At 71.9% G+C, this 15,970-nt stretch carries 13 protein-coding genes; 9 read left to right on the top strand and 4 right to left on the bottom strand.

Features of this window, described 5'->3' with window-relative positions; genetic code table 11:
• On the top strand, positions 1-693 hold a 693-nt coding region (locus VNM44_RS15110), incomplete at its 5' end, for an acylneuraminate cytidylyltransferase family protein (RefSeq protein ID WP_325626758.1).
• Positions 690-1,859, top strand: a complete 1,170-nt coding sequence (locus tag VNM44_RS15105) for a mandelate racemase/muconate lactonizing enzyme family protein (protein ID WP_325626756.1) — start codon at positions 690-692, stop codon at positions 1,857-1,859. The genes VNM44_RS15110 and VNM44_RS15105, both read left to right, overlap by 4 nt.
• Here VNM44_RS15105 and VNM44_RS15100 read toward each other — a convergent pair.
• From VNM44_RS15100 to VNM44_RS15090, 3 genes are read right to left on the bottom strand one after another with little or no spacing between them, the layout of a single operon-like run.
• On the bottom strand, positions 1,844-2,749 hold the full coding sequence (locus VNM44_RS15100) for a glycosyltransferase (RefSeq protein WP_325626754.1): 906 nt from the start codon (positions 2,747-2,749) through the stop codon (positions 1,844-1,846). The genes VNM44_RS15105 and VNM44_RS15100 overlap by 16 nt on opposite strands.
• Entirely contained in the window at positions 2,746-3,396 is a 651-nt protein-coding gene (locus VNM44_RS15095) for a class I SAM-dependent methyltransferase (protein ID WP_325626752.1), read from the bottom strand. The genes VNM44_RS15100 and VNM44_RS15095 overlap by 4 nt, the downstream gene beginning before the upstream one ends.
• The gene (locus VNM44_RS15090; RefSeq protein ID WP_325626750.1) at positions 3,393-4,574 is read right to left on the bottom strand and encodes a glycosyltransferase family 2 protein; all 1,182 of its coding nucleotides are present in this window, start codon (positions 4,572-4,574) and stop codon (positions 3,393-3,395) included. Before VNM44_RS15090 ends, VNM44_RS15095 begins: the two co-directional genes overlap by 4 nt.
• Before the next feature lie 55 nt (positions 4,575-4,629).
• Here VNM44_RS15090 and VNM44_RS15085 point away from each other — a divergent pair, with 55 nt between their 5' ends.
• From VNM44_RS15085 to VNM44_RS15055, 7 genes are read left to right on the top strand one after another with little or no spacing between them, the layout of a single operon-like run.
• Positions 4,630-6,255 (top strand): hypothetical protein, encoded by a 1,626-nt coding sequence (locus VNM44_RS15085; protein ID WP_325626748.1) that lies wholly within the window; start codon positions 4,630-4,632, stop codon positions 6,253-6,255.
• Positions 6,256-6,266: 11 nt separating this feature from the next.
• Positions 6,267-7,712 (top strand): hypothetical protein, encoded by a 1,446-nt coding sequence (locus VNM44_RS15080; protein ID WP_325626746.1) that lies wholly within the window; start codon positions 6,267-6,269, stop codon positions 7,710-7,712.
• A gap of 34 nt (positions 7,713-7,746) precedes the next feature.
• Complete coding sequence (locus VNM44_RS15075; RefSeq protein WP_325626743.1) at positions 7,747-9,702, top strand: transketolase C-terminal domain-containing protein; 1,956 nt, start codon at positions 7,747-7,749, stop codon at positions 9,700-9,702.
• On the top strand, positions 9,699-11,075 hold the full coding sequence (locus VNM44_RS15070; protein WP_325626741.1) for a CDP-glycerol glycerophosphotransferase family protein: 1,377 nt from the start codon (positions 9,699-9,701) through the stop codon (positions 11,073-11,075). The genes VNM44_RS15075 and VNM44_RS15070 overlap by 4 nt, the downstream gene beginning before the upstream one ends.
• Positions 11,072-12,103 (top strand): glycosyltransferase family 2 protein, encoded by a 1,032-nt coding sequence (locus VNM44_RS15065; RefSeq protein ID WP_325626739.1) that lies wholly within the window; start codon positions 11,072-11,074, stop codon positions 12,101-12,103. Before VNM44_RS15070 ends, VNM44_RS15065 begins: the two co-directional genes overlap by 4 nt.
• The gene (locus VNM44_RS15060) at positions 12,100-13,185 is read left to right on the top strand and encodes a glycosyltransferase family 2 protein (protein WP_325626737.1); all 1,086 of its coding nucleotides are present in this window, start codon (positions 12,100-12,102) and stop codon (positions 13,183-13,185) included. Before VNM44_RS15065 ends, VNM44_RS15060 begins: the two co-directional genes overlap by 4 nt.
• Positions 13,186-13,244: 59 nt before the next feature.
• Positions 13,245-15,125: a glycosyltransferase family 39 protein gene (locus VNM44_RS15055; RefSeq protein ID WP_325626735.1), complete on the top strand. Its 1,881-nt coding sequence runs from the start codon at positions 13,245-13,247 to the stop codon at positions 15,123-15,125.
• Here VNM44_RS15055 and VNM44_RS15050 read toward each other — a convergent pair.
• Positions 15,122-15,739, bottom strand: coding sequence for a class I SAM-dependent methyltransferase (locus VNM44_RS15050; protein WP_325626733.1), 618 nt, complete (start codon positions 15,737-15,739; stop codon positions 15,122-15,124). The genes VNM44_RS15055 and VNM44_RS15050 overlap by 4 nt on opposite strands.
• Positions 15,740-15,970 lie beyond the last annotated feature (231 nt).

Here is a 15,970-nt window from a genome sequence, read left to right as displayed (position 1 = left end):
AAGAACGTCCGACGGCTGGCGGGACATCCACTGCTCGCCTACGCGATCGAGACGGCGCGGCAGTCGCAGGTCTTCGACCGCATCGTCGTGTCGACCGACAGCGAGCGGATCGCCCAGGTGGCGCGCTGGTACGGCGCCGACGTTCCGTTTCTCCGTCCCGATGAATATGCGACCTCGACGTCGCCGGACATCGAGTGGATCGCCTGGACTCTGCCCCGTCTCGACGAGCGCTACGACCTCTTCGCGATCGTCCGCGCCACGAACCCGTTTCGCGGCCCCGAGGTGATCCGCCGGGGGCTCGAGCAGCTCCTCGCGACGCCCGAGGCCGACTCGATCCGCGCGGTGGAGCTCGTCAAGCAGCATCCGGGGAAGATGTGGGTGCTCGACGAGCTCGGTCGCCTGATGCGGCCGCTCCTCGACCAGTCGCACCTCGACGTCGCGTGGCACGCGGGCCAGTTCCAGGCACTGCCGCCCGTCTACGTCCAGAACAGCGCGCTCGAGATCGCCTGGGCGCGGGTGGTCGAGGCGACCGGGACGCGCGAGGGCCGGATGGTCGCCCCGTTCCTGACGGAGGGGCTCGAGGGGCTGAACATCGACGACGAGGACGACTTCGCGCGCGCGGAGCGGCTGGTCGCGGACGGCCGCGCGTCGCTCGTGACCGTCGCGCGCGAGCCGTATCCTGGCGAGCCGTGAAGGTCGCCTCGCTCGAGACGCTGTCGTGCGACGCCGGCTGGCGGCCCTGGCTGTTCGTCAAGGCGACGACGGACGACGGGCTTGTGGGCTGGTCGGAGGTGACCGATTCGCACGGCTCGCCGCGGGGGCTGGCGGGCGTCGTCGCCGATCTCGCGCCGCTCGTCGTCGGCCGCGATCCGAGCGCGGTCGAGGCGATCCACTGGGACCTCTACCGCCGCACTCGCCAGAGCCCCGGCTCGATCGTCCAGAAGGCGATCGGAGGCATCGAGAACGCCCTCCTCGACCTCAAGGGAAAGGCGCTCGGAATCTCCGTCGCGGAGCTCTTCGGCGGCCCGACCCGCGAGACGATCCCGCTCTACTGGTCGCACTGCGGCACCACGCGGGCGCGTGCCTGGCAGGTGACCGGGACCGCCAAGCTCGGCTCCTACGAGGCCGTCACTGCGCTCGGGCGGGAGGTCGTCGAGCGCGGGTACCGCGCCTTCAAGACGAACATCGTCGTTCCCGGCGCGGAGCCGCGCGTGCTGATGCCCGGCTTCGGACGCGACGGCGGGATCGACCGGAATCCGACGCCGGAGCTGCTCGAGTCGCTGACCCGGCTGCTCGAGGCGTTCCGCGAGGGTACGAAGGGTGAGGCGCAGCCGATCGTCGACCTGAACTTCAACCTCACGACCGAGGGCATCGTCCGCATCGCGCGGGCGCTCGAGCCGTACGACCTCGTGTGGCTCGAGGTCGACTCGTACGACGCCGCCGCCCTCGCCCACGCGCGGCGTCGCTCGCCGATCCCGCTCTGCTCGGGCGAGAACCTCTACACGCTCCGCGGCTTCCGGCCGTACCTCGAGGCGGGCGCCATGGACGTCGCCTCGGTGGACGTGATCTGGAACGGCTTCGCGCAGTCACTGAAGATCGCCGCGCTCGCGGAGACGCACGAGGTCGCCTGCGCGCCGCACAACTACTACAGCCACCTCGCGACGTTCATCGCCGCCCAGTGGTGCGCCGCGATCCCGAACGTCCGGCTCCTCGAAGTCGACGTCGACGACGTCCCGTGGCGCGAGGAGCTCACGACCGCCGTCCCCGAGATCCGCGACGGGGAGCTCGCCGTCCCGTCCGGCCCAGGCTGGGGCTGCGACGTCCGCGAGGACGTCCTCCGGGCTCACCCGGTGTCGTAGCTCCCCAGGCGACGCACGAGCCTCCGCGGCAGCCGCTCGTGCCTGAGCCCGGCTTGGAGGCCGGCGAACTTCCCGAGCTCGTAGACCACGGTGTACGGGATCCAGCGACGTCGCCCCGTGCGCCAGAGCCACGCGAGCTCCTCCCGCGCATACCGCGCGCCGGCGCGGCGCAGCGCCGCGCGCGACTCGTCACCCTCGACGTACGAGTGCTGTGCAGACACGCCCGAGTCGAAGAAGCGTCGGAACGCCGTGCGGATCGTGTACGCGTGGGAGTGCCGGACTGCGGCGCGGGGCTCGTACACGAGCGCGTAGCCCTCGCGGAGGACCCGCCGCGACCATTCCTGGTCCTCGCTCATCGTGAGATCGTCCCGGAAGGGGAACTGCTCGAGGATCGCCCGGGGAATCGCCGCGTTGACGTTGGAGAAGAGCGTGGTCTCGAAGGTGAGCTCCTCTCCAGGGTCGAGACGCTGCACCCGTGCCTGCGGCCCGTACAGGAAGTCGAGGAAGAAGCGCTCCGGCGGGCGGGCATCCTCGTGCGGCAGCTGGCGGCCGTACGCCCCCGCGACGTCGCCTCCCGAACGTGCCGCAGCCGCCAGAAGCGCGAGCCAGCGATCGTCGTCGGCGGCGGCGTCCTGCGACGTGAAGACGACGAGGTCGCCCCGGCAAAGCCGCACGCCGAGGTTCCTCGTGCGGCCGTGGCCGAACTCCTCGGGCGGGATCTCGTGGACGACCGCGCCCGCCGCCCAGGCGCGCTCGACGCTGCCGTCGCTCGATCCGGAATCGACGACGACGATCTCCACCTCCTCGTCGACCCGCTGCGCCTCGATTCCCGCGAGGCAGCGGTCGAGGTCCGTGCCGCCGTCCTTGGCAGGAATGACGACCGAGATCAACGCGGGGTCGCTGCAAGCAGGAGCTGGTACGCGAGCAGCGACGGCCGCACCGCCGCCACGGCGTGTGCCACCTGCTCGACCCGCGGCGTGCCGACGAACGGGACAGGGGCTGTGTGATCGAGCTCGACGACGCGATAGCCTGCCTGCGTCACGGTCTCGTTGAGGGTCTTGCGCGTGAAGAGATGCGTGTGCGTGCGGTCGAGGATCCCACGGTCCGTGTACCGCCATCTCCCGGCTAGCAGCGAGAGGCGAATGGCCCAGTTCGCGACGTTCGGCGTCGTCAGGACGAGCCGTCCCCCGGGCCGCAGGAACTGCCGGAGACGGGCGAGCGCGGCGCCGGGATCGCGCAGGTGCTCGACGACGTCCCCGCACAGCACGACGTCGAACGACGCGGGCTCGAACGGCAGGTCGACCGACTCGACGTCGCCGACGACGACCGCCTCGCAGACGGCGCGGGCCTCCGCGGCTGCGGCGGGGTCGAGCTCGATGCCGACGACGCGGGCGCCGGCCTCGCGAAGAGGGCGAGCGAGGTAGCCGGACGAGCAGCCCACGTCGAGGACACGCCCCGGGCCGTCGGCGAGCGCGAGCGCGAGGAGCCGTGCGTGGCCGCCCTGTGGCCGCTCGTTGAGCGGCACGTAGCCGCTCACGCGACCGGGACGCGTTCCACGATCACGGCGCGCGAGGGCTCCGTGGTGCGCATCGTCAGGAGGCCGAGGAAGAAGGAGCCGAGCACGACCTGCGTGCCGACGGCGACCGCCGTGAAGCCGAGCGCGGTCGCGTACTCGTGGGAAAGAGCGCCGAAGCCGTCGAACGCCCACGCGACGAAGATCACGAACAGCGTCACGACTCCTGCGAGTAGGAGAACTCCGCCGGCCGCGAGACCGTGCTCGAGCCGCAGCCGTTCGCGGGCGCGCTCGACCAGGGCGTCGGTCTCGCCGAGGTGCGCGTAGGCGAACGCACGGGCGAAGATCCCGAGCTGCACCACCTGCGTCCCGAGCAGGATCGCGAACATGCAGAGGAAGAGCGAGTGGATCTGCCACGTGTGGCCGAGGACCGTGACGGGGCCGGCCGCCAGCGCGATAGCGCCGAGCACCCCGATGACGAGCAGGATCGCGCCCGGGACGAAATAGAGCCAGCTCGGGCTGTAGAGAAGCATGAACCTGACGTGGCGCCAGGCGTCGCCGAAGCGGTTCAGCTTCGACTCTCCGACGCGCGGGTAGTAGTCGATCGGGATCTCGCTCACCCGCAGCTTGCGGCGGAACGCCTTGAAGACCATCTCCGAGGCGAACTCCATCCCCGTGGAGTGGAGGTCGAGCGTCTCGAGGGCCTCGCGGCGCACGGCGCGCATGCCGCAGTGGGCGTCCGAGATCTTCACTCCGAAGAGGACGTTCAGGAGGCCGGTGAGGATCGGGTTGCCGACGTGGCGGTTCAGCCACGGCATCGCCTCGCCGTGGATCGTCCCCTCGAACCGCGATCCCATGACGAGGTCGTCGCCGGCCGCGAGCCGCGCGACGAACGGCGCGAGGTCGCGTATCGGGTACGTCTCGTCGGCGTCGCCCATCACGATGTAGTCACCGCGTGCGACGGCGAGCCCAGCGAGGTACGCGCTGCCGTAGCCCGGCCGCTCCTCGCGCACGACGATCGCGCCGTGGTCGGCGGCGACCTCGGCCGAGCGGTCGGTCGACCTGTTGTCCACCACGATCACCTCGCCCGGCCGGCCCGACGCGCTGATCCCCTCCCACGCCTGGTCGACGACCGCCCCGACCGCCTCCTCCTCGTTGAGGCACGGGATGACGACGGAGATCTCGGGCGCGGCGGCGGACATCGCGTACGGCGCTCGACCGTAGCATGCGGCCCGTGCGGGACCATAGGCTGGCGCAGTGACGGCGCCGGGAGGCAGGGTGGTTCGCGTCGGCCGCGCGCTCGAGGGGGCCGCGGAGAGCCGGCAAGCGGCGCCCGCCGTGTTCGCCGCCGCTCTCGCGGTCTACGCGGCGGTGTCGATCGCTCTGCCCCTCGAGGCGGGCCGCGACCTGGCGCGGTACCTGCTCGTCTACGCCCAGCTGTTCGACACGCACGTCGTCTATCCGAACGCACTTCTCGCAAGGACGCCCGGGACGCCACTCATCGCCGGAGCGCTCCTGGACGCCGGACCGGTCGTCAGCGAGATCGGCGCCGCCGCCCTGTACGCGCTCTCGATCGTCGCGTGGTTCTGCGTCGCCCGCCGCTTCGGTCCCGTCGCGGCGCTGACGACGGCCGCGGCGCTCCTCGTGTACCCCGGCTACGTCCTGCTCTTCCACCAGCTCGCGAGCGACGCCGTCTTCGCCGCGGCGTTCGCGCTGGTCGCGCTGCTGCTCGCGCGTGCGGTCGACCGTCCCACCGCCCTGCGCGCCGGTGCGCTCGGCCTCGGCGTGGCGGCGCTCGTCTTCGCCCGTCCGGTCGGGCAGTCGCTGCTCGTCCTCGGCCTCGCGCCGCTGCTCGCGGCCCGCGGCCCACGGCCGCGGCTCGTGGCCGTCGCGTCCTTCGCGGTCGGCGCGGTCGTGCCGCTCGTCGCGCTCGCGGTGCACAACTCGGTGCGCGCTGACGACTTCACCGTCGTCCGCGGCGGGTCGTCGTCGCTCCTCTTCCGGGCCTTCGTCGCAGACCGCATCGTCGAGCCGGTGAACGGCCCCGCCTCCGAGGAGCTCGCCCAGGCGGTCGCGCGGGAGCTGCTTCCGAACGAGCCGTACCTGTCGCGCGGGATCGACCTGCAGACGTTCTTCTCGTCCGGCAGCTCGCGCATGCACGACGACCTCACCGTGCTCTCCGATCGCACGTGGGGCTGGGACGACGACTACCGGCATCTCGGCCGCGTCGCACGGGAGGCGATCCGCGCACATCCGGGCACGTACGCGCGCGGCGTGGGCCGCGACCTCTGGCGGCTCGTCCTCTGGCCCCTCTACGCGCCGGTCGAGGAGACCCCCGCGAGCGCGCCCGCTCCCCGGCCATCGGGGCGAGCGCTGCAGTCGACGTCCCCTCCTCCGGCAGACGACGAGCCGATCCCGTCCTCGCGGGAGGCGCCGTACATCTCGACGCCCGACGGCCGGATCCGGGAGGTCTGGACCTCGCCGACCGAGCACTCGATCGTCTTCCGGAATCCGGCCGACGCCGTTCGCGCGGGCGCGCTCGACCGCCGGGTGAACGAGCTCCTCGACGGCCTTCCCGACCGCGCCACGCGGCCCTGGCTCGTCGAGCGCCTGAACGACCTGTCGCGCCTCTACCCGCGCCCCTTCATGTGGCTCCTGGTCGGTCTCGTCGCGGCGCTCTGGCGCCGCCCGCGAGGGATCGTCGTCCCCGCGGCGCTCGCCGCGTCGGGGCTGCTCGTGCTCCTCTCGACGTCGCTCGCGGTCTACGCGGTCGCCGAGTACGCGGTCCCGGTCGTGCCGGCCTTCGTCCTCCTCGCGACGGCGGGTCTCTTCGGCCGCTCGCGCGACCGCGTGTCCGCGATCGACAGCGGGCGGGGCATCTAGCCTTCGCCGCCGTGCGTCGCGCCGTTCGCGATCTCGCGGTCGTCCTCGGCGCCGCCTGGATCGCACGCGTGGCCTTCGTCGTCGCGATCGGAGATGCGCACTCGCTCGACGTCGACTACTGGCAGACGGCCCTCGCAGCGCGCGACGAGGGCCGGAACCCGTACGAGACCGGAGTCCTGAACTGGCCGCCGCTCTGGCTCGTCGTGATCGTGGCGATCGACGCGGCGGCGGGCTACGCGGATCTCGCCTTCTGGACGGCGCTCCGCGTGTACCTCGTCCTGGTCGAATCCGCTGTCGTCGTCACGCTGTACGGGACGCTCCTGTCGGTCGGAGCCGACCGTGCCGCCGTGCGGCGCGCGCTTCTCGTCGGGATCGCGCTCAACCCTGTGGCGATCATCCTGGTCTGCCAGCACGGCAACAGCGACGTCCACGTCGGTCTGCTCGTGACGCTGGCGGTCGCGGCCCTCGGGGCGCACCGGCGCTCGCGTGACGTCGTCGCATGGCTCGGCGGCTGCCTCTTCCTCGGCCTCGGCGTGCTCGCGAAAACCGTTCCGCTCCTCCTCGCGCCGCTGCTGGCGCCGGGCGCGCGACAGGCCTCGCGCGGCGCGCGGGCGCTCGGCGCAGCGCTCTTCGTCGGCCCCGCGGCGCTCGGCGTCGCGGTGATTCTCGTCCTGGCTCCAGGGGCGGTGTGGGACAACGTGATCACGTACCGCTCCACGCGCGGGTACTTCGGGCTCGCGGGCATGGTGAGGGAGTTCGCCGTCTTCGACGTTCGCCTCTCCATCGTCACGCTCGCGGCCGTCGCGGCGCTCGCGGGAATGGCGATCGCGTGGCGCGCCGGACGCCCCCTGGCGGTGGGCGAGGCCGCCCTCATGACGGAGGTCGCCGTGGTCGTCTGCGTGCTCTGGCTCGTGGAGGCCGCGGACCGGTTCTCGCTTCTGGACGCTCGCGCGCACTACCCCACGGTCTTCACGCTCGCTCTCGCGGTCGCGGCGAGCGCGACGTCCGTCCTTCTCTGGCGGGAAGAGCCGCCAACCGCGCCGAGGCTCTTCCTGCTCGCCGCGGTCGGGCTGATGTTCGTCGTAGCGTTCGGGCCGGGATACGGCCCGCAGTACGCCTACTGGTGCCTGCCCGCCCTCGTCGCGACCTACGTCCTCCTGGACGACGGCTGGCGGCGGCTCCTGCGGGTCGCCTGGGTCGTGGCGGCGCTCACCTATGCGATCGAGTACGCGGTCGTGGACTATCTCGGCGCCTGGGCGGTCGCGGTATTCGGCAGGCACAACTGGATCACCGACCTCGGCACGTACGTGGAGACGCCGCACCACCTGGTCGTGTTCGGGCTTCCGCTGTACGCGGTCTACCTCGCCCTCATCGCAGCCGGCATCGAGCGCCTGGTCGGTCGTCGCGGGCCGGTGGCCGCAGGCGAGCCGGCGCACGGCGCCGCCGGCGGTCTCTGACGCCGGGCGGGTCGGCTACGGTCTCCTGTCGGACATGCCGGATCTGCGCCTCGTCCCGAAGTCGGAGCTCGATCGTCTGCGGGCGGCCGAGGTCGACCCCGACGCGAAGCTCGCACTGCTCGCGGACGCGTGCCGCCTGAACGCCCTCGTCGCGGTGAAGCGCGCCGGATCGGGGCACCTCGGGTCGACCTTCAGCGCGCTCGACCTCGTGGCGCATCTCCTGTTCGAGGAGCTCGACGTCGCCGACCGTGGGTTCCACGACCCCGACCGCGACGTCTTCTTCTCGTCGAAGGGGCACGACGTGCCGGGTCTCTACGCCGTGTTGTTCGCGCTCGGCGTGGTCCCGCGCGAGCGGCTCCTCCGGCTACGTCGCCTCGGCGGCCTCGACGGTCATCCCGACGTCGGCGTGCCGGGGATCGAGGCGAGCTCGGGCTCGCTCGGGATGGGCATCTCCAAGGGGCGCGGGATCGCGCTCGCGAAGCGCCGGCTCGGCCGCGGAGGGCGTGTGGTCGTCATGACGGGGGACGGGGAGCTCCAGGAGGGGCAGAACTGGGAGGCGCTCCAGGCTGCGGCGCACGAGCGCCTGGGAGGGCTGTGGGTGGTCGTCGACCGCAACGAGGTGCAGTCGGACAAGCCGACGGAGGAGATCGTCTCGCTCGGTGACCTCGAGACGAAGCTCCGCGCGTTCGGCTGGGACGTCGCCGCGGTCGACGGTCACGACCACGCGGCGCTGCGAGAGGCGTTCGCGCGGTTCCGCGATACCGACGGTGCGCCGAAGGCGCTCGTCGCCAAGACGGTCAAGGGCAGGGGCGTGTCGTTCATGGAGCACCCCGTCGCCCTTGCCGAGGGCGGAGGGACGTACCGCTGGCATGCGGGCGCGCCCGGCGACGAGCCGTTCGCCCGCGCGCTGGCGGAGCTCGAGGCGCGTCTCGCGGAACGGTGCGCGGCGCTCGGCCTCGAGCCCCCGGCGCTCGAGCCGGTCGAGGACGAGGGCGCCGTTCGCGGGCTCGAGGGTGAGCCGGAGTCCGGTGCGGGTGCACGCGTGCGGAGCCCGGTCACGGACGAGTACGTCGTCGAGGCATACGGCGAGACGCTGCTCGAGCTCGGAGCGGAGCGCGACGACCTCATCGTCCTCGACGCCGATCTCGCGTCGGACTGCCGCACGCGCGCCTTCGAGCTCGCGTATCCCGACCGGTTCGTCCAGTGCGGCATCGCGGAGCAGGACATGGTCTCGACGGCGGCCGGGATGGCGCGTCACGGGTTGCTGCCGGTGGTGAACTCCTTCGCCGCGTTTCTCGCCTCACGGGCGAACGAGCAGATCTACAACCAGGCGAGCGAGGGCTCGAAGGTCCTCTACGCGCTCCACTACGCAGGGCTCATCCCGGCGGGGCCGGGCAAATCGCACCAGAGCGTCCGCGACATCTCCCTCCTTGCGGCGCTGCCGAACGTCGCGATCGTCCAGCCAGGCTCGCCGGAGGAGACTCGAACGCTCGTGCGCTGGGCCGCGATGGACGCCGCGGAGACAGTCGCGGTGCGGCTCGCGATCGGGCCTTCGCCTCGGCGGATCGACCTTCCCGGCGTCGCGGCCGTCGGGCGTGGGACCGTGCTGCGCGAGGGCGGCGACGCAGTTCTCGTCTCGTACGGGCCGGTGATGCTCCACGAGGCGCTCGTGGCCGCCGAGCGGCTCGGCGAGAGCGGCGAGCTGTCCCTGCGGGTGGTGGCGCTGCCGTGGCTCAACCGCTTCGACGCCGAGTGGCTCGCCGCCGAGGTCGGCCTGTTCGAGCACGTCTTCGTGCTCGAGGACCATGCTCCCGTCGGTGGGCTCGGGGACGGCCTCCGTGCCGCGCTCCCGGGACACGTGGTGACGGTCTTCGGCGTCGAGGGCTGGCCCGCGTGCGGCACGCCCGCCGAGGCGCTCCGCTTCCACGGACTCGACGGACGGTCTCTCGCGACGCGAATCGCCTCGCACGTCGGTGTTCCTGCCAGATGAGCCCGAAGCGGGCCTGGCTCGTGCTCCCCGACCAGCTCTCGATTCGCGTCTTCGTCGATACGGGGATCGTGAGCGGTCTTCGTGAGCGCCTCGACGGCGACGTCACGGTGGTGTTCCTCGTCCCACGTGCCGAAGCCGCCGAGTGGGTGACACGCCTCGAAGGCGTGCCCATCCTCTACGGCGACGACCTCACCGCTTCGCGCGGGCTCGCAGACCGAGCCCAGGGACGGATCGACGCCTGGCTCGACCGGCGGCTCGGCTACTACCCGCTCGCCATGCGGCTGAACTACCGGCACGGGTTCCACGCCGAGCGCATGCAGCCGGGGCATCCCAACTGGATGCTCGACACCGACCGCGACGGCCCGCTCCCACGCTGGCCCGCCGTCGAGCACGCGATGGGGCGCTGGTTCTTCAGCGCGCGGCGGCACGTCCCAGGGCGGCTGCTCGAGACGATGCGGCGCGAGTGCTCGGCGCTCGTGCTCTCTAACGTCCAGCCCGCGAGCGCCGTGCCGTTCCTCACCGCAGCGCGCCGCCTGCGGCTACCCGTCGTCGCCCAGGTGGCGAGCTGGGACCACACGGTCGGCAAGGGCGTCATCTCGCCGCACTGCGACCTCTACGTCGTGCAGAACGACGTCATGGAGGACGACCTGCGCCGTTACCACGAGATCCAGCAGGACCGTGTCCGCGTCACCGGCTGGCCGCAGACCGATCTCCTCCATCGCCGGCGGTCAGGCGCCGAGTACGAGAAGCTGCTGCGCCGCTATGGGCTCGACCCCGCCCGACGCGTCGTGCTCGTCGCCGGGAACACACCGAGCAACGCGCCCTACGAGGGTGCCTTCGTCGAGCGTCTCCTCGCATGGTGGCGAGGCGACGGAGCAGAGCGCGTCCAGCTCCTGTTTCGCCCTCACCCGCGCGACCGTCGGTGGCAGGAGCGCTTCGGGGCGGCAGAGGGCCACGACGGGGTCGTCGTGCAGGAGGCGAGCTACGCCGACCTCGACGACCTCGCGACGCTGCTCCAGCACGTCGACGTCGTCGTCTGCAACGCGGGCACGATCCTCCTCGACGCGCTCGTGGGCGATCGCCCGGCCGTCTGCGTCCTCTACGACGAGGGCGCGCCGCCGGGCGAGTCGTGGGCGGCGAAGAACGTCGTCGGCAAGCACTACGAGGAGCTCGCAGCATCCGGCGCCTTCTACCGGGCGGAGCGCTTCGAGGAGGTCGTCGACGGGATCGAGCGCGCGCTCGCGCGCCCGGACGAGCTCGCTCCGGAACGGCGGCGGGCGGTCGAGCAGGTCGTCGGCACGGTCGACGGACGCGCGGCCGAGCGCGTCGTCGACGCTGTCGCCGACGGGCTGCGGGGCGGAGCCGCACCGTGAAGGTCGTCATGACCCTGCTCGCGCGCAACGAGGCGGACATCGTCGACGCGCAGCTCGCTTACCACCTGCACGCGGGCGTCGACCACGTCATCGCTACGGACAACGCATCGACCGACGGGACGACCGAGATCTTCGAGCGGTACGAGCGCGCGGGCTACCTGCACCTCCTCCGCGAGTCGGCCGACGACATGCGCCAGGACGAGTGGGTGACGCGGATGGCCCGCGTCGCCGCCACCGACCACGGCGCCGACTGGGTGGTCCACGCCGATGCGGACGAGTTCTGGTGGCCTCGCGGCGGGTCGCTGAAAGACGTCCTCGCGAGCGTGCCGGCGCGGTACGGCGTCGTGCGGGGTTGCTGGCGCCACTTCCTCCCCCGCCCCGACGACGGCGGCTTCTTCGCGGAGCGGATGACGGTCCGCCTGGCGACGCCAGCGCATCCGGGCGCGAAGGAGACGATCTTCCACGCCCACCAGAAGGTCGCTCACCGCGCGCACCCCGAGGTCGAGATCGAGGCGGGGAACCACAACGCGCAGGCTCCGGGCCTGCGCTCGCTCCGCGCCTGGCACCCGCTCGAGGTCCTGCACTTCTCGTTCCGCTCGGCGGCCCAACTCGGACGCAAGGCGCAGGGCGGTTGGCTCCGCAACCGGGGCTACGAGCCGACGGAGCACCAGATCCTGCTCGACGAGGCGGCTCGAGCGGGCCGGCTCGACGACTTCTACGGCGCGTTCGCGATCGACGACGACGCGCTCGCGCGCGGGCTCGCGGACGGCACACTCGCGCTCGACACGCGGCTGCGCGACGCGCTGCGGGCGATCCGCCGCGACGACGGCGCGTTCGCTCCAGCGGCCGGCGGGCAGCTGCTCGACTTTCCCCGGCCGAAGACCGAGGACGACGCCGCGTACGCCGCGGAGGCGTCGGTATTGGTCGAGATCGACGGCGTCGTCCGCGCCGAAGAGCGAGTGCGCGCGCTCGAGCGGCGGCTGGACGCCCTCGAGCGAGGGCCTCTTCGTAGACTGGCGCGTCGATGACGGTGGTCATGACGCTCCTCGCCCGGGACGAGATCGACGTCGTCGACTCGTGGCTCGCGTTCCACCTCAACGCGGGCGTCGATCTCGTGATCGCGACCGACAACCTCTCTCGGGACGGGACGACCGACGTGCTCGAGGAGTACGCGCGCTCGGGCCACGTCCATCTCATCCGCGAGGACGGCGACGACCTCCGCCAGAACGAGTGGGTGACCCGCATGGCCAGGCTCGCCGCGACGCAGTACGGCGCCGACTGGGTGATCAACTCGGACGCCGACGAGTTCTGGTGGCCCCGTGGCGCGTCGCTCTCGGAGGTGCTCGCGGCCGTGCCGCCCCGGTACGGGACGGTGGGCGCGTTCCTGCGCGTGTTCTGCCCGAGGCCTGGCGACGGGCATTTCGCCGAGCGGATGACCGTTCGCTTCTCGGCGCTCGCCCCGATCAACGAACCGGGATCCATCTACAAGCCGATCCGCAAGATCATCCACCGCGGGCACCCCGAGATCCAGGTCACACGCGGCAACCATGCCCTCGTGGACAGCCCGTTCAAGCCGCTCCGCGGGTGGTTTCCGATCGAGTGCTTCCACTTCCCGCTGCGCTCGGTCGCCCAGTCCGCCCACAAGGCCGAGCTTCAGGGTGTGGCCTTCGAGAAGTACGTCAAGAGGCCCCCGACCGCATACCACGCGGACATGTATGCGGCGCTCCGGAGTGGTCGGATCGCGGACTACTACGAGGCGCTCGTCGTGTCGGACGACGAGCTCGAGCGAGGAGTCGCGCAGGGCAGGCTCGTCGTCGACACGCGGCTCCGCGACGCGCTGCGGGAGCTCCGGGGTCCCGCCGGCGTCGGCTATCTGGCGCCGGGGAGCGCCGAAGCGCTCCGCTTCCCGCTCCCGACGCTCGTCGACGATGCCGAGTACGCCGTCGAGGCGGCGGTGCTCGGAGAGGCGGACGTGATCCGGCTCCAGCGCCGTCTCGACGAGCTCGAGGGACGGCTCGCGAACGTGGAACAGCGCCTGCCCCGGCGCGCTTACCGCAAGCTGACGCGGACTGCGCAGCGCGTCCTCGGCGATCGCGCCGCTCGGACGTAGTCGAGGGGCCGTCCGGGGACGCGGATCGTTCGGCTGACCGGAGCGCTACCGTGTGAGCCGTGGAGCCGCAGCCGGTGACCCCGGAGGCGTCGCCCCAGCTCGCCGGCCGGCTCAGGATCGCCGAGTCGCGTGCTCGGGCCGATCGTGCCGCCGCTCGGGGCCCGGTGCTCGCGTTGGCGTCGATCGTCGTTCTCGCGGCGATCGGCTACGGCGCGCTCGCACAGCTCGTCGACATGCCGCTCCTGAACCCCGACGAGCTCCGGTACACGATCGCCGCTCGCGGCGTCGCCGACGGCGAATGGCTGAACCTGAGGGGTGACGCGTACGGCTACGGGGCCGTCTACCCGCTCGTCCTCGCTCCGATTCTCGCGCTTGCGGGCGGCGTCGAGGCCGCCTATCCCCTCTTCAAGGTCGCGAACGCGCTGCTCTTCGCGCTGGCGGCGGTGCCGATCTATCTCCTCGCACGGCGGCTGCTGCCGCCGTGGTGGAGCGTGGCCGTCGCCGCGATGTCGCTGGCGATCCCCTCCTCGATCTACACCTCACTCGTCCTCACCGAGAGCGCGGCGTACCTGACCTCCAGCATCGCGCTCCTCGCCGTCGTCCTCGCGCTCGAGCGTCCTTCCGTCTCACGGCAGCTCGCGATGCTCGCTGCCGTCGGCCTCGCATATGCCACGCGCCCCCAGTTCGGTTCGCTCGTGCTCGCGTTCCTCGCCGGCGCGCTGCTTCTCTGGGCGATCGGGAAGGAACGCCCTCCGCTGCGCGACGCGGCGGTCCGGCTCTGGCCGACCGTCGGGGCCGTTGCGGTGGGAGCGGCGGCCTTAGGCGTCCGCCTGCTCGTTTCGGACTCGTCCGCGAGTGGCTCCCTCGGTGGCTACGCCGATCTCTGGCGCGGGTACGACGTCGTGACCGTCGCTCGGTTCGTCGTCTACCACCTTGCCGCCTGGGAGCTCTACCTCTGGGTCGTTCCGTTCGTGGTCGCTCCGATCGTCGTCGTCGACCTCCTTCGGAGCGCCCGCCGGGGTCGCGTGGAGGAGGGCGCGTTCGTCTCGGCGTTCCTCACCGTGAACGCCATCATGGTGCTGATCGCGGCGGCGTTCGCGAGCACGCCGTACGGATACTCGGAGCTCCACGACCGGTACCTCTTCTACGTCGCGCCGATGTGGCTCGTCGCGTTCGCAGTGTGGCTCAGGAGCGGGTTGCCGCGGCCCTTCCTCCTCACGGCCGCCTCGGCCGGCCTGGCGCTGGCTCTGGCGGCGATCCTCCCCTTCGGGCTGGTCGGGGGCAACATCGTCGTCGAGGAGGTCCCGACGGCGCTGTGGTCGTGGGTGTGGACCGTCGTCGAGGGCACGCCCCAACTTGACGGAAGACGTGTGCTGGGCGTGTTCGTCGTCCTCCTGACGCTGGCCGCAGTGGCTCTACCCCGACGCTTCTGGCCCGCTCTTCCGACCGTGGTCCTCGCGGGCCTGATCTTCACCGCTGTGCTCGCGTGGAAACGGGAGGCGGACGCCCCAGCGGCCTTCGTGCAGGCCGACACGGCGAACCGGACGTGGGTCGACGACGCGCTCCCGGACGGGTCGCGCGCGACGAAGGTCTACATCGCGCCGGAGAGATGCCCGTACACGGAGATGACACGGCACGCGCTCTTCCTGACGGAGTTCTTCAACTCGTCGGTCGACCGTGTCGCCGCGATCGGCAATTCGGTCTTCGACGGACTTCCCTCCACGCGGGTCGACGTAGGAGCCGGAGGGCGACTCGTCCACGCGGACGGCTCGCCGCTCGTCGCCCGCTACGTCGTGACCCAGCCCGTGCTGGCTCTCGCGGGCCGCCGGCTCGCGAGGGGGACGGGGGCGCATCTCGTCCTCTGGCAGACCGACGGGGCGGTCAGCCTGGCCGATCCGAGCCTGCGCACCCGCGACCTCGAAGCCGCCTACTGCCGCTAGCGGCGCTTCACCGCACGAACGCCGACGATCACCTCGTAGAGTCGGTCGTGCGCGGCAAGCTCGTCGCCCGTGAGGTCGGAGGCGGCGAGCCCGTACAGGAAGCCCGTCGCGCTCAGCACGTTCCCGAACGAGCGGACCTCGACGTTCCCCGCGCCGAAGGCCTCCTCCGCGAGCCGCTGCGCGGAACGTGCCGTGAAGTGCCACCACTCGCCGTACTCCTCGTCCTCCGGCGGCGAGATCTTCGTGATGCCGGGCACCGTGGCGATGAGCACGCCGCCCGGCGCGAGGACGCGATGCAACGTCGCGAACGCCGCGCGCACGTCGTAGACGAACTGGAGCGTCTGCGTGACGATCGCGCAGTCGAAGGTGCCGCTCGGAATCTGCGGCGCGTCGACGAGGTCACCGACGATCGTCGCCTGCGGGTTCCCCTCCGTCGCCATCAGGATGTCGACCCGCTCGACGTCGCGTCCGAACCGCGTCGTGTAGTCGGGCGCCGCGATCTCGAGCACGCGGCCGCGGATGTCGGCCGCATGGGAGCCGACGAACTCCTCGACGTAGACGCGGTCGATGGGCGTGCCGCGCTCGAACCCCCAGTTCGGGTCGATCGGCGTCACGCGCCGGAGGTCTCCGAGTGACGGTGGGCGGCGGCGGCGCCAGTCGACGCAGGCCGCGCGCAGAGGTCGGAGCCGTCTCCGGAGAGCCTGTGGGACGTAGCGGCGCGGGTTCAACGTGCGGCCTCCGTCAAGGCCGCGATCATAGGGCGCCGTGGCCGTGCTCGAACCTCTGGTGACCGACTCGCAGCGCGTCGTCGTCGTCTCGCCGCACCTCGACGACGGCGTGCTCTC

The sequence above is a fragment of the Gaiella sp. genome, from assembly GCF_035558935.1.
In the GTDB taxonomy this organism is placed as follows: Bacteria; Actinomycetota; Thermoleophilia; order Gaiellales; family Gaiellaceae; genus Gaiella.
The sequence above is the reverse complement of the archived record's forward strand: the minus strand, read 5'-3'. Positions and strand labels throughout refer to the sequence as shown.